Annotated in this window: 15 protein-coding genes; 12 read left to right on the forward strand and 3 right to left on the reverse strand. The window is 58.2% G+C overall.

Annotated features, from left to right (window positions below; genetic code table 11):
• Positions 1–26: 26 nt before the first annotated feature.
• Positions 27–1,115, forward strand: coding sequence for an ABC transporter ATP-binding protein (locus G482_RS0103430; RefSeq protein ID WP_028448858.1), 1,089 nt, complete (start codon positions 27–29; stop codon positions 1,113–1,115).
• 78 nt (positions 1,116–1,193) lie between these two features.
• On the opposite strand, the gene G482_RS17110 is transcribed toward G482_RS0103430, so the two are convergent.
• Positions 1,194–2,012, reverse strand: coding sequence for a pseudouridine synthase (locus G482_RS17110; protein WP_084414439.1), 819 nt, complete (start codon positions 2,010–2,012; stop codon positions 1,194–1,196).
• 101 nt (positions 2,013–2,113) lie between these two features.
• Here G482_RS17110 and G482_RS0103440 point away from each other — a divergent pair, with 101 nt between their 5' ends.
• A complete protein-coding gene (locus tag G482_RS0103440; RefSeq protein ID WP_028448859.1) occupies positions 2,114–2,602 on the forward strand; it encodes a hypothetical protein in 489 nt (162 codons plus the stop codon).
• 69 nt (positions 2,603–2,671) lie between these two features.
• Here the strand turns inward: G482_RS0103440 and glnE are convergent, their stop codons facing one another.
• Positions 2,672–5,401, reverse strand: coding sequence for a bifunctional [glutamate--ammonia ligase]-adenylyl-L-tyrosine phosphorylase/[glutamate--ammonia-ligase] adenylyltransferase (gene glnE / locus G482_RS0103445; protein WP_084414440.1), 2,730 nt, complete (start codon positions 5,399–5,401; stop codon positions 2,672–2,674).
• Positions 5,402–5,510: 109 nt separating this feature from the next.
• Here glnE and G482_RS0103450 point away from each other — a divergent pair, with 109 nt between their 5' ends.
• From G482_RS0103450 to G482_RS0103475, 6 genes are all read left to right on the forward strand, one after another.
• Positions 5,511–9,440: a YhdP family protein gene (locus G482_RS0103450; RefSeq protein WP_028448861.1), complete on the forward strand. Its 3,930-nt coding sequence runs from the start codon at positions 5,511–5,513 to the stop codon at positions 9,438–9,440.
• A gap of 30 nt (positions 9,441–9,470) precedes the next feature.
• Entirely contained in the window at positions 9,471–10,295 is an 825-nt protein-coding gene (locus G482_RS0103455; RefSeq protein WP_028448862.1) for a carbon-nitrogen hydrolase family protein, read from the forward strand.
• 55 nt (positions 10,296–10,350) lie between these two features.
• Positions 10,351–11,823, forward strand: coding sequence for a metalloprotease TldD (gene tldD / locus G482_RS0103460; RefSeq protein ID WP_373277554.1), 1,473 nt, complete (start codon positions 10,351–10,353; stop codon positions 11,821–11,823).
• Positions 11,823–12,266, forward strand: a complete 444-nt coding sequence (locus tag G482_RS19385; RefSeq protein WP_051258683.1) for a GNAT family N-acetyltransferase — start codon at positions 11,823–11,825, stop codon at positions 12,264–12,266. Before tldD ends, G482_RS19385 begins: the two co-directional genes overlap by 1 nt.
• Before the next feature lie 82 nt (positions 12,267–12,348).
• Complete coding sequence (locus tag G482_RS0103470; RefSeq protein ID WP_034618669.1) at positions 12,349–13,875, forward strand: HD domain-containing phosphohydrolase; 1,527 nt, start codon at positions 12,349–12,351, stop codon at positions 13,873–13,875.
• A 3-nt stretch (positions 13,876–13,878) separates the two neighbouring features.
• Entirely contained in the window at positions 13,879–14,808 is a 930-nt protein-coding gene (locus G482_RS0103475) for a GGDEF domain-containing response regulator (protein ID WP_028448865.1), read from the forward strand.
• On the opposite strand, the gene G482_RS17120 is transcribed toward G482_RS0103475, so the two are convergent.
• Positions 14,772–15,389, reverse strand: a complete 618-nt coding sequence (locus G482_RS17120) for an acyl carrier protein phosphodiesterase (protein ID WP_051258684.1) — start codon at positions 15,387–15,389, stop codon at positions 14,772–14,774. The genes G482_RS0103475 and G482_RS17120 overlap by 37 nt on opposite strands.
• Between G482_RS17120 and G482_RS17125 the strand changes: the two genes are divergently transcribed.
• The 4 genes from G482_RS17125 to G482_RS0103500 all read left to right on the forward strand — a co-directional run bounded on the left by G482_RS17125 (position 15,372) and on the right by G482_RS0103500 (position 18,207).
• The gene (locus G482_RS17125; protein WP_051258685.1) at positions 15,372–15,875 is read left to right on the forward strand and encodes a hypothetical protein; all 504 of its coding nucleotides are present in this window, start codon (positions 15,372–15,374) and stop codon (positions 15,873–15,875) included. The two genes, G482_RS17120 and G482_RS17125, sit on opposite strands and share 18 nt — an antisense overlap.
• Positions 15,876–16,054: 179 nt before the next feature.
• On the forward strand, positions 16,055–17,053 hold the full coding sequence (locus G482_RS0103490; protein ID WP_028448866.1) for a nucleoid-associated protein: 999 nt from the start codon (positions 16,055–16,057) through the stop codon (positions 17,051–17,053).
• Between the two features lie 66 nt (positions 17,054–17,119).
• Positions 17,120–17,863 carry an AzlC family ABC transporter permease gene (locus G482_RS17130; RefSeq protein WP_245575234.1) on the forward strand — a complete coding sequence of 248 codons (744 nt, stop codon included), beginning with the start codon at positions 17,120–17,122 and terminating at the stop codon, positions 17,861–17,863.
• Complete coding sequence (locus G482_RS0103500) at positions 17,863–18,207, forward strand: AzlD domain-containing protein (RefSeq protein WP_211227554.1); 345 nt, start codon at positions 17,863–17,865, stop codon at positions 18,205–18,207. The genes G482_RS17130 and G482_RS0103500 overlap by 1 nt, the downstream gene beginning before the upstream one ends.
• Positions 18,208–18,331 lie beyond the last annotated feature (124 nt).

Below are 18,331 nucleotides of genomic sequence, written 5' to 3' on the forward strand. Positions count from 1 at the left end.
CTGTGCAAGCAGATGGAGAAACAATTATGGGCGCTTTAGCCATCAAGAATGTCACCAAAAGCTTTGGTGATACCCACATCCTGAAAGGGATCAATATCGATATCGAAGCGGGCGAATTTCTGATTCTGGTTGGCCCCTCGGGCTGCGGCAAATCGACGCTGATGAATATCATCGCTGGCCTCGAAAGCCCGACCAGTGGTGAGGTTTGTATCGCTGATCGTATAGTTAACGAAGTCGCGCCCAAAGATCGCGATATCGCCATGGTGTTCCAGAGCTATGCGCTGTATCCCACCATGAATGTGCGGCAAAACATCGCCTTCGGTATGGAAACGCGCGGTGTGCCAAAGGCCGAGCAAAACGAAGTGATTGCCCGCGTGGCCAAAATGCTGCAAATCGATCACTTGCTTGATCGTAAACCCTCGGCCTTGTCAGGCGGGCAGCGGCAGCGGGTGGCGATGGGCCGAGCGTTGGCGCGTAACCCGAAGTTGTTTTTGTTTGATGAGCCGCTTTCGAATCTGGATGCCAAGCTGCGGGTCGAAATGCGAGTGGAAATCAAGCAACTGCATCAGCGGCTCAAAACCACCATTGTGTATGTGACGCACGATCAGATCGAGGCGATGACGCTGGGTGACAAAATTGCGGTGATGAAAGACGGTGTGATTCAGCAGTTTGGCAGCCCCGAGGATATTTACGAGCGCCCCGCCAATCTGTTTGTGGCCGGCTTTATTGGTTCGCCCTCAATGAACTTCCTGCCTTGCCATCTGGTTGAGCAAAATGGCCAGGTGGGTGTGACCTTGCAAGGTGTTGAGGCACCCAAATTCATCGCTCTGCAAGATCGAGCCGGGCTGAAAGAGCGGGTTGGGCAGAAGGTGATTCTGGGTGTGCGACCCGAGCAATGGGATGTAGAAAACACCCCGGATGCACTGGTCTGCAAAGTAAAAATCACTGAGCCGACGGGGCCGGATACGATGATTTATAGCGAGGTCAACGGGGTGGAGATGATCGCCCGCGTGCACCCACGTGCTGCTAGCGGCCCGGGCACAACGCTGCCGCTGGTGCTGGATGTAAAAAAAGCGGTCTTGTTCGATCCTGAAACCGAACTGCGTATTGCCTAGTTAATTTGCCTGAGCGGGTAGCCCGTGCTGCCTGCTCATCATCCTTGGGCCCGTGCTTGCACGGGCTTTTTTTATGGCTTAGACGTAGATGCGCTGCTTACGGGGGGTACTGGCTTGGGGAGAAAGAAAATCAATCCCCTGCTGCGCCAGCAGTGAGAGGAGATCAGGCTGCGGCTGCATCGGCAGCGCAGCCAGCTGCACCAGAACATGACTAAAATCCGCTGCGAGCGGGCAGTGAATCACCAAGCCTTGCCCGCTGCGCGGATGAGTGAAGGCCAGCCCGGTGCAAGCCAGCAACAGCCGATCGACTTCAAATGCCTCGGCGAAAGCCCGATTGTGACGGCCTTTACCGTAAGTGCTATCGCCAATCATGGGGTGCTGTAAGTGCTTCATATGCCGGCGCAGTTGATGTTTTCGCCCGGTATGGGGCTGCAAGGCCACGAGGGCATAGCGGCTGCTGGGGTATTTATCCACCGCCCAGGGCAGCTCGAATTGTGCCAAGGTTTGAAACGCCGTTTGGGCGGCTTGCGGGGCTTTGCTGGCACCCGCCGCGAGCTCAGGGGGCAGCTCATCGGCGCGAATACTCAGTGGGTGATCAATCTCGCCACTGGCCGGCGGCCAACCACGGACTACGGCAAGGTAAGATTTTTGCACCTGCCGCGTGGCAAAGGCCTCGCCCATCAGTCGTGCCATTTCCGGATTAAGCGCAAACAGTAGCGTGCCCGAAGTGGCTTTATCCAAGCGATGGATAGGATACACATGCTGGCCCAGCTGATTGCGCAATTGCTGCAGGGCGAATTCGGTCTCGTGATAATCCAGCTCTGAGCGGTGCACCAGCAAATTACTGGGTTTGTGAATGGCGATCAGCTCGGGATCACGATACAAAATGTCTAGCATGTGGCAGAAACGACCGGCGGTAGATTAAAAGAACTGAAAGGTCAGTGTTAATTCAGTAAAAAATGGTATGCTCAATTTGTTGAGATTTGTTGGTTTTATGCATGCTTTCTGTGAAAACCGAAGTTGTCTATAAATGTGGTCACGGTTTTTCGGCGCCGGATGCTCAGGAAGGTAAGGAGCATCTCATCGAATTGATCGAGAGTGCGCAAGATTTTATCTGCCCTTGCTGCTGTCGGGAAGAATTCCGCGTGCTAGAGCAAAAAACCGCGGCTTATGCCAACTTGCAGCAGATGTCGCCCACCATGTCGGCCTTTGTGATTGAGGTCGTGCACGCTTTAAGCCCGCTGAGCGAGATCTTGGCGTGTTGCGATTACAGCCAGCGGGCGCCTTCTCTGGATGAAACCACACCCGGCGGCGAGTTTTTTGAGCTGAGTAATGCTGTGTGGCGGAAGGAATTCTGGTTCGCCAATGACATCGATCCACGCCACGTGGTGCTGCTGATGGATCACGTTAAGCAGGAAACCGACTGGTTAGCGACTTATATGCCAAGCGGTAAAGCGGCTGTGCATTTTGGCGAGTTTGCCAAATAAACGCTTTTCAATTGAGATCAAAAATAAAAAACGGCGCGAGTAGCGCCGTTTTTTATTACCTTGGCCACCTCAGCCTTCAAGCGGTTGGCCAAACAAATACTGCCAAAGTGTGCGAACCGCGCTCATGGGCTCGGCCAAAGCCGCGATCCGCTGCGCTGGCAGCTCGGTGCCGTTCAGGCGGTGCTGATGCTGTAAGCGGCGCAATTCCCGGTAGGCCACTTGCGCGGCCGCCGCTGGCTCGGCGGGGAGTAAGCCTTGGGTGGCGGCTACCTGCAGCAAGGCGATATTGCCGCTATTGGCCAGCAAAGCCGGCTGGCGCTGGGCATAGGCCAGAATCAGGTATTGCACGATGAACTCCACATCAACAATGCCGCCGCGCAAATGCTTCACATCCTGCCCCTTGGCGGGATGGGTTTCCAGCATTTTGCCGCGCATGCCCACCACTTCCTGTTGCAGTGCGGCAAGATCTCGGTTTTGCCCCAAGATGGCTTGCCGGATGGCTTCAAAAGCGTCGCCTATCGACGTGGCGCCGGCGCTAAAGCGGGCACGTGTTAAGGCTTGATGCTCCCACACCCAGGCCGATTGGCGCTGATAATCGGCAAAAGCCGCCACGGTGGACACTAGCAAGCCAGACGTGCCATTGGGGCGCAGGCGCAAATCAATGTCGTACAGCATGCCGGCGGAGGTGAGGGTGCTGAGCCAATTGACAATCCGTTTGGCCAGCCGCGCGTAGATTTCGGCGGCGGAAGGATGCTCGTCGTCGTACAAAAAAACCACATCCAGATCCGAAGCATAGCCCAGCTCTTTACCGCCTAATTTGCCGTAGCCAATGATGGCAAAGCTCGGGGCGGTTTGGTGTTTATTCGGCAGGTCACGCCAGGCCTCTTCCAGCGTCACGGCCAGTATTAAATCTGCCAGATCGGATAAATGATCGGAGAGCTTTTCCAGTGGCAGCAGGCCGGCCAAATCTTGGCACACCAGCCGGAAAATCTGCGTGTGCTGAAAATGCCGCAGCGCATCCATGCGTGCTTCGGTGTCGTCGCTCAGGTCTTGCATCTCACGGCGCAGTTGCTGGCCTAGTGCCGGCCAATCGGGGGCTTGCTCCAGTAGGCGGGCATCTAATAGCTCATCCAGCAATAGCGGGTGCCGGGTGAGATAGCCGGATACCCACGGGCTGGCGCTGTAAAGATCCACCAAGCGTTTGAGCGCATGCGGGTGCTCGGCCAGGAGCGCTAGATAGGATTCACGCCGGCTGACCGCCTCCAGTAAATCCAGTACCCGCATCACGGTGGCATCGGGGTTGCTGCACGCGGCGGCGGTGGTAATTAAGGCTGGCAAAATGGCTTCCAGACGGCGGCGGCTGCGCTCGGGCATTTGCCGGTATTTGCCACTCTCTTGCATGGCGCTCAGCCGGCGCTGTAGCTCGGCAGCTTGCTGATAGCCTAATTGCGTATAGCGGGGGGTATTGTCATCAGCAAAAGCATCAATGGTTTCGCTGTCGCGATCCCCCCCGGGGGTATCGGCATCACTGGCTTGAAAAATCGCCCCGAAATGCTGGCTAACAATCGCCCGATGAGCATCGAGGGCGGTTTTAAAGCTGCCCCAGTCGGCAAAGCCCATGCTGCTGGCGAGTTGGGCTTGATCTTCGGCCGCGGTGGGGAGCATCTGGGTTTGTGCGTCATCCAGATACATAATCCGGTGCTCAACATCGCGCAAAAAAACATACGCTGCTTGCAGGGCTTGCTCGACTTCCTGTGGTAAATGGTGCTGTTCTTGCAGCGCGCGCAAAATGCCTTGGGCGGCACGAGAGCGCAAAGTCTTATTACGCCCCCCCCGTATTAGCTGGAACACCTGACCAATAAACTCGATTTCGCGGATACCCCCGGGGCCGAGTTTCACATTGTCGAGCCGGTCTTTGCGCTCAACCTCGCGGCGGATCTGGCTATGCAGCTCACGCATTGATTGGTAAGCGCCGTAATCGAGGTATTTGCGATACACAAACGGTGTCACCAGCTGCATCAGGCCCTCAGCGTCGCCGGTAAGGGCGCGGCCTTTGATCCAGGCGTAGCGCTCCCACTCGCGGCCTTGGGTGAGCAGATAGTTTTCCAGCGCGGCAAAGCTGCTCACCAGCGGCCCGGAATCGCCAAACGGGCGCAAACGCATATCCACCCTAAATACAAAGCCATTGGCGTCCTGCTCGCCAATCAGTTTGATAATGCGCTTGCCGAGCCCCACAAAATACTCGTGATTGCTAATCTGCCGCGGGCCACTGGTTTCGCCGTCTTCCGGGTAGATGAAAATCAGGTCGATATCTGAGGATACATTGAGCTCCCGTCCCCCGAGCTTGCCCATGCCTACCACGATCAGTTCCTGCACCGTGCCGGTCTCTTCGCCGATCGGCTGGCCATAGCGCTCGCTTGGCTGGCTGACCCAACTGACTGCGGTTTCGACGGCTACTTCGGCCAAGTCGCTGACCGTGTGCATCGCCTCGGTGAGATCGGATAACTGATTGAGTTCACGCACAATTAGCCGCGCCATCACCGCCTGACGCAAGCGGCGCAATATCAGGCCTAGCGATTCATCGCTATCCCACTGCTGGCAGGCAAGCCAAGCTTGCATCGCCGCCCGATCAAATGGCGCTGCGTGCTCTGTGATGAGTGGGGCAAGCTGCTCGGGGTGGCAATTGAGCAGCCGTTGCAAATAGCGGCTATGCGCCAATGGGCGCTGCAACAGCGGATGCGCCAGCGTGGGTGTTTCAGATTCGGCAGCAAAGACAGCTTCAGTGGCGGGTTCAGTCATCGGGGCACCGGTTTTCAGGTTAAAATGGCAGGCCTTTTTATTTCTCCCATTACCGTATCACAGCCGGCTGCGGCGCGGGTACGGTGTCCGCTGCGGATTCAGGATGTCCATGGTTTTTTTGACCCGGCTCAAAACGCTGGGGGCCCGCTTTTCTGCCTGGCATCTGCGCTGGCTAAAACGCTGTTTGCTCAGCGTGCTGCTCTTGCTCGCGCTGCTGGCGCTGGGCTGGCAAACTTGGCTAATTCCGCGGCTGAATAGTTATAAACCCTGGCTGGAAACCCGCCTGAGTCAAAGTACCGGCTTGCCGATCCAGATTGGCCGCTTAAGCGGCGGCTGGCAAGGGATACGCCCGCAGCTCACGCTGGAGCATTTTACGGCCCGCAATAGCCGCGGCGAGGTAGCGCTGGAATTTGCCCGCATGCAGGGCGCCTTATCATGGTGGCGGCTGGCCTTGGGGCAATTGCATTTCAGCTCGCTCACTTTGCTCTCACCTGATTTGGTGATCACCCGGCTGGCCAATGGGCAGTGGCAGATTGGCGGCATTACCTTGCCGCAAAATCACAGCGATTCAGGCGACCATCAATTACTGAATTGGCTCATCGCGCAGGGCGAGGTGGAAATCCGGCAGGGGCGCTTGCAGCTGCGCGATGCGCGTGGGCTGTGGCCGGCATTACACACCCGCGATCTGCAGCTCACCATGCACAACTGGTTTGGTCGTCATCGTTGGTTGTTGCGCTTGCGCCCCGAGCAATTGCTGGATACCCCGCTGGAATTGCAAGCACGCCTCAGTGGCGATGATGTGGGTGATCTGGCCGATTGGTCTGGCACCGTGGCCTTAAATCTCCCCAAGGCTGATCTGGCTCGCTTGGCCCCTTGGTTGGCGCCTCTGAGTCCACAGGCGCAATTTGCTAGTGGCAAAGGCGCGCTGAAGCTGGAATTTGAACTGGATGAAGGCGCTTTGGCCGGGCTGGATGCTGACCTGCAGTTGAGTGACTGGCAAATCCGTTTTGCGCATTGGCCCACTTTTAGTTTGCCGCAATTTGCTGGGCAATTTAGCTGGCAGCAGCAAGGTGCAAAGCAAAGCTTTACTCTGCGTGGCCAGCGAATTGTGGGCACCAGTGGCGTGTTATGTCAGGGCTGTCAGTTAAACTGGCAGCGTGATGCCGATGGCCAGAGTTTACGCGCGAGCGCATGGCAATTGGCCGGTTTGAATGCCTATGCAGCTTATCTGCCGGCGCAGCTGGCGAGCTGGCGCAATGCCAAGCTGGGGGGCGAGCTGAGCCAGCTGCAACTGGCCTGGCCCGGGCATTGGCCATGGCGCGCCGGCGCGCCGCTACCGAACTGGCGCAGCCTGCAGGGTGAGCTTGCGGCCAGCAATCTCAGCGCCAGCCAGTTGCCGGGCGCATTGGCCTGGCAAAACCTCAATCTAGATGCCGAATTCAAGCCTGATAGTTGCCGCCTCATACTAGGTGGGGATGGCGTGCAAATCAGCTATCCTGCCGAGTTTAGCGAGGGGCTGCAATTTGATCGCTTGGCCAGCGAGTGGCAGTGGCAACGCGCAGGTCAGGGCTGGCAGCTGCAATTGCAGGGGCTGAAAGCCAGCAATCGCGATCTGGCGCTAGATACCAAAGCCAGCTATCGCTGGTCGGGGCAAGGGCTTGGGCAGGTGGATTTGCAAGCCACGATAGCGCGGCTGGCTGCCAACCGGGTGCATGCCTACTTGCCGCGGGAGATCGGCGATGATGTGCTGCACTGGCTGAAAGATTCGCTCAAGGGTGGTGAGGCGCGCAATGCGCAGTTTGTCTGGCGCGGTGAAGTGGCTGATTTTCCGTATCCTGCCAACACGCCGGCCGCCCAGCGTGGCGTGTTTCGGGTGCTGACCGATGCGCGCGATGTCACACTCAATTACGGGGCAGACTGGCCGGATATCACCGGTATTCAGGGGCAGGTGGAAATTCAGGGCACCGCGCTGCAAGTGCGGGCGCAGCAGGGCAACATCACTGGCACCCAGTTGCACGAGGTGAAGGTTGATATTCCGCAGCTGGATCACGACCCGCATGTGCTGATCACCGGCAAGGTGAACGGTAAAACAGCCGATTATCTTGAGTTTGTGGCCAAAAGCCCGGTACGGCAGGCTATGAATGGATTTCTGGATCGCCTGCAGGCGCAAGGCCATGGTGAGCTGAGCTTGCGGCTGGATATTCCGGTGGAGAACATCGATGGCACCCAGGTGGATGGGCAATACCGCTTTGCTGGCAACCGGCTGGATTTCGGCGCCGGCATTCCGGTGCTGGAGCAAGCGCGTGGCGAAGTGCACTTTACCGAGCATGAATTAAAAGTATTGCCATCCAGCGCGCGGGCGCTGGGTGGGCAGGTGCAATTAAGTGGCGCGAATGCCAGCAATGGCGATCTGCAGCTGCAGCTTAAAGGCGACGCCGATGTGCAACGTGCGATGCAGGAATACGCGCCGGCACTGGCGGCGGGCTTAAAAGGCATGGTGCCGTTTCAGGCGCAACTGGCCGTCAGCCCGGCGCATTTCGAGTTGAATTTGAATTCGGATCTAGCTGGCGCAGCCATCAGCCTGCCCGCGCCCCTCACCAAAGCCCAAGGCCAGCGGCGGCCGTTTAAATTACGGCTGGCCGATCAGCAGGGCCAATCGCGGTTGGAATTTAGCTACGATCAGGCGCTGAATGCGGCGCTGCTAATCGGCGACGAAGCCAGCCAGCTGCGCGGGCAGCTGAATTTAGGCCATGCCCGCAGCCCAGCGGCCAAGGCGCAGCTGAATGAGCAGGCCAAAGGCCTCCAGATTGCCGGCAGCTGGCCCAATTTCTCGGCCGAGCATTGGTTGGCGCTGGCCGGCGTGAGTGAGGGCCCCAGCTCGGGTGCGAGTAATTTGCCGCCGATCTTGCTGCAAAATGTGGGCTTTGATGAGCTGGATATTTGGGGCCAGCGCCTCACCGACGTGCGCCTGAACGCGCAGTTGCAGCCCAAAGCCGTGCAAGCCCATCTGCAAAGCCAGCAAATGAGCGGCGAGGTGAACTGGCAATTGGCGCAACATTTGGTGCAGGCCAAGCTCAGTAAACTCTGGTTGCCGCTCAAAACCGTACCGACTGCCGAGCGGCTGCGCCCGGCCGCGCTCACGGTGGCGCCGGCGGTGGAAGAAAGTCTGTTGCCCACCTGGCAGCGCTTTCCCGCTTTGCAGCTTACCGCGAGTGATTTTCGCGTGAATGGGGTTGAATTTGGCGCGCTCAAAATCAATAGCAAACCGCAAGCCAATGGCATTGATTTTAATGAGCTGAGCCTGCGCAACGCTGATGGCGAAGTGCAGCTCTCGGGCGCGTGGTTACAGCAAGGCAGCGTGGAGAAAACCCAGGCGAGCCTTCGGATCGAATCGGAAAACACCGGCAAATTACTCAAGCGCCTGGGCTATCCTGAGGCACTGAAAGATGCGCCGCTGCAATTGCAGGGCGAAGGGCAATGGCAGGGCGCGCCGTGGGCGCCCCGCTGGAGTAGTGTGAATGGCAAGCTGGCGCTGAATGTCGGCGCAGGGCAGTTTTTGAAATTAGACCCCGGCGTGGGGCGCTTTTTATCGGTGCTCAGCCTGCAGGCCTTGCCGCGCCGGCTGAAACTCGACTTTAGTGATGTGTTTAGTAATGGCTTAGAGTTTGATCGGATTCGAGGCGACGCACTGATCGAGCAAGGCGTAGCGCGCACCAATAATCTGCATATCGACAGCCCAGCGGCCAAGATTCGCTTTACTGGCGATGCCAATTTTATCGCCAATACCCAGAATTTACGGGTGCGGATTGTGCCGAGTATCAGTGGTGCGGTCGCGTTGGGGGTGACGGTGGTGAACCCACTGGCGGGCCTGGCTACGCTGGCGGTGCAATCGGCCTTGGATAATCCGCTGGGCGAGCTGGTGGCGTATGAATTTCAGATCGAGGGCAGTATGAGCGAGCCGAAAATCCGCAAGGTCGGCGTACAGCCAGCCAAGCCCAAAGATATCGCCTCGGGTATCTTGCAAAAAGCATTAGATTGATTGATGTATCAAGCAATACGGAGTAGGGGTATGCAAAGCTGCCGATTTGCCAGTATTCAGATGATCTCCGGCCCGGATGTCGCGGCCAATCTTGCTCGGGCGGGGGCGTTGATCGCTCAGGCGGCGCAGGCCGGCGCGCAATGTGTGGCCCTGCCAGAATATTTCGCCATCATGGGCGAGCGCGACACCGACAAGTTGGCCGTCCAGGAAGACTACCAGCCACAGCCCTTGGTGCACGGCAGCGGCCCGATTCAGCAATTTCTGGCCCGCATGGCTCAGCAGTACGGCATTTGGCTGGTGGGTGGTACGGTGCCGCTGCGCAGCGAAGAGCCCGCGCGGGTGATGAATAGCTGTCTGGTGTACAACCCGGCGGGTGAATGCGTGGCGCGCTACGACAAAATTCACCTGTTTGGCTTTCAAAACGGCAGCGAATGTTTCCAGGAGGCCGACACCATTCGCCCTGGCGCCAGCGTGGTGACTGTGCCCACGCCCTTTGGCCGTCTTGGGCTGGCGGTATGTTATGACCTGCGTTTTCCCGAGCTATTTCGCCAGGCTGGTGAGGTGGATATCTGGGTGGTGCCCGCAGCCTTTACCGCCACCACGGGCCGTGCGCACTGGGAAATCCTGCTGCGTGCGCGGGCGATTGAAAACCAGTGTTTTGTTGTGGCCAGTGGCCAGGGCGGCACCCACCCCAGCGGACGCAGCACGTTTGGCCACAGCATGTTGATCGACCCGTGGGGGATGGTGCTGGATGTGCTGCCCACGGGCGAAGGGGTGGTGCTGGCTGAATTGAAAGCCAGCCAAGCCGCCCGGGTACGGACAATTTTGCCGGCCCTGCGCCATCGTGTGCTTTAATGTTCACTTTGCGCCGCGCCGGATCGGCGTGCGCTAAAACTAACTGTTGTAAAGGATGACCATGCCCGCTTCGTTTGATGCCGCCCACCTCGACCCGTTTGCCCTTGCCGAGCGCCAGCTGCTGGCCCCGGCTGCGCTGGATGAAGCTGCTTTGCAGCAGGTGTTGGGGCAAATCATGCAACACGAGGTGGATTATGCCGACTTGTATTTCCAATACAGCCGCTCCGAAGCCTGGAGCCTGGATGAAGGGATTGTAAAATCCGGCAGCTTTAATATTGATCAGGGCGTGGGTGTGCGGGCCGTCAGTGGCGAGAAAACCGCGTTTGCCTATTCCGATGACATCAGCCTGCCGGCGCTCACTCAGTCGGCGCTGGCCACGCGGGCGATTGGCCGGCAAGGTGGGCAGGGTATTGCCGCGCAGCCCTATCAGCAAAAAGGCTTGCAGCTCTATACCCCTAAAGACCCGCTCGCTAGCCTGGATGAAGTGGCCAAAGTCGCCCTGCTGGAAAAAGTGGAGCAAATCGCGCGTAGCCTTGATCCACGGGTGGTGCAGGTGATGGCCAGCCTGGCGAGTGAATTCGAAGTGATTTATGTCGCGCGGCATGATGGCCATCGCGCGGCCGATGTGCGCCCGCTGTGTCGCTTGTCGATCAATGTGATTGTGGAGCATAACGGCCAGCGTGAGCAGGGCAGCGCGGGCGGCGGCGGGCGGTTTGATTACGCTTATTTCACTGATGCCGTGCTGCTGGATTACGCCAAAAAAGCCGTCGATCAGGCCGTACTCAATCTGGATGCCCGCCCAGCGCCAGCCGGCGAAATGACCGTGGTGCTGGGTAATGGCTGGCCGGGTATTTTGCTACACGAAGCAATTGGCCACGGGCTAGAAGGCGACTTTAACCGTAAAGGCAGCTCGGCCTTTGCTGGCCGGATTGGTCAGCGCGTGGCGGCGCCGGGTGTGACGGTGGTGGATGATGGCACGCTGGTAGATCGCCGTGGCTCGCTGAATATCGACGATGAAGGCAATCCAACCCAGCGCACAGTGCTGATCGAAGACGGTATCTTGCAAGGCTATATTCAAGACAGCCTGAATGCCCGGCTGATGAATACCGCCATTACCGGCAATGGCCGGCGCGAAAGCTACGCCCACTTGCCGATGCCGCGCATGACCAATACCCTGATGACCAACGGCGAGTGCGAGCCGGCCGAGATTATCGCCTCGATGGAGCGCGGGCTATATGCGGTGAATTTTGGTGGCGGCCAGGTGGATATCACCAGCGGCAAATTTGTATTCTCGGCGGCTGAAGCTTGGTATGTAGAAAACGGCCAGCTGCTGTATCCGGTCAAAGGTGCCACTCTGATCGGTAATGGCCCAGATGTACTTACCCGCGTGTCGATGATCGGCAACGATATGGCGCTAGATCCGGGCGTCGGCACCTGCGGGAAAGACGGCCAGAGCGTGCCGGTGGGCGTGGGCCAACCGACGCTGCGCATCGATGGCGGGCTGACTGTCGGTGGGACTGCCGGCTAATGGCGCTGACAGTCCGCCCGATTCAGGCTGATGAATACGACACCGCCGCCACGGTGGCCTGGGCCTCGTTTCAGCACCTAGCGGTGCAATACCAGAGCGCGCAAGGCGCAGCGGCCATCGCTGCCATTTGCAGCGCCCCGGAAATCCGCGCCCGCGATGCGGCCGGCGCCGCCACCTGGGTGGCCTTGGTGCAGGATACGATCATCGGCCTGATTCAAGTGCGGGGTGATGGGCATATCACCTTGCTGTTTGTGCTACCCGAGTTGCAAAGCCGCGGGGTAGGGCGCGCGCTGATTCGCGCCGCTGACGCGGTCTGCCCATTGCGCAGTGTAAATGCCAGCCCTAACAGCGTGATGGCCTATATGCGCTATGGCTTTATGCCGATCGCCGCCCAGCAAACCAGCGAGAATGGAATCAGCTATCAGCCCATGCAGCGCAGCTAGCGCGCCTTTGGCCGCCACTGCATGGCTTTTTGCGCGTAGGCGACTATGCTGAAGTGTTAGAAAACTTCAGATACAGCGCGCAATGGACTTCCTGCTGGACGATGCCCCACGACAAGGGGAAGAAAAACTCCCCCCTTGGAAAGTGGCCGTCATCGACGATGAACGCGATATTTTCGAAGTGACCCGGCTCTCTCTGGCTCGGGTGAAGGTCGATGGCCGTCCGCTAGAATTGCTATATGCCGATAGCGGGATCAGCGGCTATGAGTTACTGAGCCAGCATCCGGATGTGGCGGTGGCGTTTATCGATGTGGTGATGGAGTCGCCCGAAGCCGGCTTGCTGCTGGTGGAGAAAATCCGCTCGGAAATGAATAACCGCTCCTTGCGGATTATCCTGCGCACCGGCCAGCCCAATCAGCACCCGGAAGAAGTCGTGATTCAGGAATACGACATCAACGACTACAAAGCCAAAACCGAGCTCACCAATATCAAGCTCAAAACCTGTATCTACGCGGCGATCCGCTCTTATCGCGACATCATCACCATTAGCAATACCCAGCAAGGGATGGAAAAAGTCATTTCCTCCTCGCAAGCCGTATTACGCAGCCGCACCCTGCATCAGTTTGGCTCGGCCGTACTGCAGCAATTACTGGATCTACTGAATATTCAAACCAGCGAAGTGTATCTGGTTTCGCAATCAACTGATTTATATGGTGATAAGGTCAATACGGTGCTGGCCGCCACGGGTGAGAATATCCATATCGCCGACGATCTTAATGGCCCCTCGCTACCCGATCATGTGCGCGAGTTGGTCAATTTTATGTGCGATGGCGGCCAGAATCAGCTGCCTGATTATGCGTTTCTGGCTAATTTTGAAGTCGGCACTGATGCCACCAATGTGCTGTATGCCAGCCTTTGCCAGCCGCTGGATGAATTGCAGCAACGCTTGCTGCAAATGTTTGCCAGCAATGTGGCGCTGATTTTCGAATCGCTCTACACCAAAGAAAATATCCAGGAAACGCAAAAAGAGTTGTTGCTCGTCATCGGCGATGCGATTGAACAACGCTCGAAAGAAACCGGCATGCATGTGCGGCGCGTGGCGCTGATGTGCGAGCTCTTGGCGCATAAACTCGATATGCCGCAAGACTACTGCGAAACCATCCGCTATGCCTCGCCGCTACACGATATTGGCAAGATCGCGATCCCGGAAACCATTTTGCATAAGCACGGCAAGCTCGATGCGCAGGAATGGGAAATCATGAAAACCCATGCGGATCACGGCTATCAGCTGTTGAAAAACACCAAGCGGGTGATTGCCAAAATGGGGGCGATTATTGCTCGCGATCACCACGAAAAATGGGATGGCAGCGGTTACCCACGCGGCTTGGCTGGCGCGGCGATTCCGCTCGAGGCGCGCATTATGGCGGTAGTTGATGTGATTGATGCGCTGGCTTCGCGCCGCTCTTACAAAGAGCCGTGGCCGGATGCAGACATTATCGCCTTGCTGCAGGCTGAACGCGGCAAGCATTTTGATCCGCATTTAGTGGATGTGGCGCTGGCCGCCTATCCCGAATTTGTGGCGATTCGCCAGCAGCTGCCCGACCCGGAGTAAAGCATGGTGTTGCGGCGCGCTCAGGCCGGCGTCATTTTGATTGTGGATGACAGCCCGCTCAATCAGAAAATGCTCACCGCCATGGTTGAAGGCCTTGCCGAAGTGCATTGTGCCAGTGATGGCGAGCAGGGCCTGCTGCTGGCGCAGCAATTGCACCCCAATCTGATTCTGCTCGATGTGGAAATGCCGGGCATGAATGGTTACGAAGTCTGCCGGGCGCTGCGCCATCAGCCCAATTTCGATAGTGCCATCATGATCATCACCGCCCACCGTGGTGACGAATACGAAATCAAAGCGCTGCGTGCCGGCGCGGTAGATTTTGTCAGTAAGCCGTTTAACGAAGATGTGGTCAAAGCGCGGGTGAAAACCCATCTGCTGCTCAATCAGCAAACCCGCTATCTGCAATCGCTGGTGAATCTGGATGCCCTGACCGGGGTGTTTAATCGCCGGCACTTTAATGAAGTGTTGCTGCAGGAATGGCGGCGGCATTTACGCTTGCAAATGCCCTTGGCGCTGGCTATGGTCGATGTCGATCATTTCAAACGCTTTAACGACAAGCTGGGGCATCAGGCGGGCGATGATTGCCTCAAATCGGTAGCGCAGTGCTTATCGCGTAGTGTGCGCCGGCCCGGTGAAATTGTTTCCCGCTACGGCGGAGAAGAGTTTGCGATTATTCTGCCGGCCATAGGCCCTGCCGATGCACTGTCGGTCGGGCAATGGTTGAGTGATCAGGTGGCCGGGGTGGCGATCGCCCACCCGGATCGCGAAGACGGCATGCCCACGGTGACGGTAAGTGTGGGCGTGTGTGCCATTACCCCGCGGCTGGATGCTTCGCCCAAATGGCTGGTAGCTGCGGCCGATGCCGCGCTATATCTGGCCAAGGAAAAGGGGCGCAATCAGGCTTGCTTGGGCGAATTTCCGCATTCGGCCTGAGGCGCTAGCAGCTGCGCCACATGCGCCTGCAATTGCGGGTAAAACGCCTGAAAAAGCGCGCCAAACTCAGCATAATTGGCCTGCAAATCCAGAAACCCCGCTGCAAACGGCGTCGGGCGGCTGAGGCGAAATCGGGCAAAGCCGGCCAGCACCCGCTCAATGCGTGCCAGCTCGCGATAGCCCCCCAGCCAGTCTTCCTGCTGCATGGCGGGTAGATTATGTTGCAGTCGCGGGGGCAGATAATCCCAGTGGCTAAACAGCTCGGCGTACACTTGCTCAGTAAACGTCGTCAGCGGTTGCGGATGCCATTGCCTCCAATCGCGGGCCAGAAAATGATCAAAGAAAATATCCAGCAAAATCCCGGCAAAACGCTGCCGGCTGGGGTGGAACCAAGGCCGCGCCGTGCGGATCAAAGGATGCTGATCGGTGTATTGGTCGATCTGCAAATGCAGGCGTAAGCCGGCCTGCAGCGCCGGTGGTAAATGCCCGGCGTTGGCCGGTTTGATAAAATCACCCAGTAAATTGCCGACGCGCGCTTGCGCCTCATCCGGAGCCAGATGTAAATGAGCGAGATAATTCATGAATCCTTGTTGGTCCTGCCTACTGAGGACGAATTGGCCGCCACCATGGCCCGCGCCCGCGCCTTGATTCAATCGCAGGCGCTGTTGTCGGGGGCGCTCGCTGCGGTGCCGGTGCCGGGGCTGGATGTCGCCGCCGATATGGCCATTCTGGCCAAAATGGTGGAAGCCATCAATCGTGAATTTGGGCTGGCCGCCACACAAGTCGAGCAATTTAGTGCCAGTGAGCAGCAATGGCTGTTGCAGCTGGCACGGCAACTGGGCAATCCGCTGATCGGCCGCTATGCCAGCAAAGCGCTGATTATGCTGGCGCTCAAACGTGCTGGCGTGCGACTGGTGAGCAAGCAGGCGGCCAAATGGGTGCCGCTATTGGGCCCTGTAGTCGCAGCCGGCTTAAGCTACACCGCCATGCGCATGCTTGGGGAAGCCCATATTCGCGACTGCGCTGCACTGTGGCAACGGGCGCGCCAAGCGGCCCCAGCGCGCTAGCCTCGTGCGATCGCCCAAACCGCAGTAGTCCGCTTGCTGGCCCTGCAATCAAGCCGCCCGCTCTGCGACTTCGGCCATGGTCGGCTTGCCGCCGCTCGTTGAACGACGACCACCACCGCCGACTGGTCGCCGCGCGCTAAAGCATGGACAATAGTGCTTTTGCATTGCGGTGGGCTGCCATGTCGCTCAATACCATTGAACACCTGATTATTCATCAACTGCACAAAGAGCCCAATGGCCCGGCGCGGGTGGCGCTGGCGCCGGCTGCATTGGCGATTACACCCGCTGCGCAACGGCTGGTGGATCAATTGTGCGAGCAATACGGCACGCGCAATGGCAAAGGCTTTGGCCAGTTTGCCGATGATGAAACGTTGGTGATGCCGCAACTGGTGCGCCGCTTTAGTCAGGAACACAGCCTCGATTTCACCGGTTTTTCTCGTGAGCTGATGGCCGAGCTGCAAACCCGCATGGAGGCCGAGCCACTGGCTAGTGGCGGTTATGTGCTGGTGGCGCAGGTGAATAACGCAGCGATGCGCTTTATTTTTATTGCACTGCTGAGCGAAGTGATTGGTACGGCGGTGAATGATGAGCTGCAGGTGGTTGATAGTATTCACCTGGATATGCAGCATCTGCGTGTGGCAGGGCGGATTGACCTCGGTAGCTGGCAGGCGGGCGGCGAGCGCTATGTGAGCTTTTTGCGTGGGCGCGGTGATGTGGCTGGCTATTTCAAGCAGTTTCTAGGCTGCCTTGATGTCAAAATCCCGCTCAAAGAAACCCAGAAACTCGTGAAAGGGCTGGAAGCCTTTGCCAATGAGCAAGCCATTGCCGGCGATGAGCGCGATGAGCTCTTTCAGCGCGCGCACAGCTATCTGGATGCCTTGGGCGAAGGGCAGGGTGAAGTAGCGCTGGCGACGGTTGCCGAACAGGTTTTCCCCACCGCGCCAGCTCAGCTGCAGGCTGCGCTAGAAAACGAAGAGCTGGGCATTAATGATGGTTTCGTGCCTGATCGGCGGGCGATCAAACCGCTGATGCGCTTTAAGGCCAATGCGCCGCAATGGAAAGTGGAATTTGATCGCGCCAGCCTGCGCAGCGGGGCGGTGATTTACGATAAATACAGCGATACGCTGGTGCTGTCGAATGTGCCGGAAGAGCTCAAGCAAGCGCTATTGGCGCAATAAATGGGGTATTGCTTGCTGATTATTATTTCATATAGCCTGCCGGCTTTTACGCTGGGTGGGTATTAATTGCCGGCCCCCCATTCTGTAAGTGCCGCCTTGCGCGCCGGTTTTCAGGCCACCTTGCCGATGCAAATGGGTGTGGCGCCGTTCGGGCTGATTTTTGGTGCGCTGGCCATTAGCGCCGGCTTGCCCGGCTGGGCGGCGGTGGCGATGTCGCTAGTGGTGTATGCCGGCTCGGCGCAGTTTCTGGCAGTGAGTTTGCTCGCCAGCGGCGCGGGCTGGCCGCTGATTGTCTTCACCACGCTGATTGTGAACTTGCGCCATGCGCTCTACAGCGCCAGCCTGCATGCCGAGCTGGCGCATTTGCCTTTCTGGCAGCGCGCCGGGTTGGCGTATTTCCTCACCGATGAAACCTTTGCGGCCATGCAATTGGCGCGCCAGCAGCAAGTGCAGCCTTTGGGAGCGTTTATGCTGGGCTCGGGGCTGTGCAATGGCGGCAGCTGGCTGCTTTCCACCATAGCCGGGGTGCTGCTCGGGCAGAGTGTGCCGGGCTTGGCGAGCTGGGGGCTGGAATTTGCCATGGTGGCCACTTTCACCGGCATTGTGGTGCCGCTGTTGATTAATCGCGCACAAATCGCCGCTTGCGTGGCTGCGGGGCTGACTTCGCTGCTGACCTTATCATTACCTTATAAGCTGGGTTTGCTGCTGGCGGTGCTGGCCGGGATTTGGGCCGGTATGCTGGTGGCGAATCGGGGTGGTGCGGCGCCTGCTGGGGTATTGCCTGCAAAGCCAGATAAGGAAGGCATTTGATGAGTATACTGGCAATGAGTATTCCAGAAATTGTCCTGATGCTGCTTGGCATGGCGGTGGTGACTTATGGCTTGCGCGTGCTGGGGTTTATCCCCGGCATGGCGGCGCGCCTACCAGCGAGAGTGCAGCAGGCGCTGGCTTTTGTACCAGTGGCGGTGCTTACGGCCATCGTCTTGCCCGAAGTGCTCCACGGGCCAACCGGCTGGCGCTGGACGCTGGCCAACCCCGCACTGTGGGGCATGCTGGCTACGGCGCTGATTATGGCGCGCACCCGCCGGCTGATGGCGGCCATTGCGGTGGGCATGCTGGTGTTTTATCTCTTGCGCGCGCTCTGGGGCGCCTGATCCCGCTGGGCCGGTTTTTCAGGTAAAATCCCGCCCAATCAATCTATTACCCAACGGCTTTGGTTTTTCCATAACCAAGGCCGTTTGCATTGGTGCAACCCACCGGTGTTTTTTGCAAGGCGGT

It is taken from the genome of Chitinibacter tainanensis DSM 15459, from assembly GCF_000429785.1.
GTDB classification, from domain to species: Bacteria; Pseudomonadota; Gammaproteobacteria; order Burkholderiales; family Chitinibacteraceae; genus Chitinibacter; species Chitinibacter tainanensis.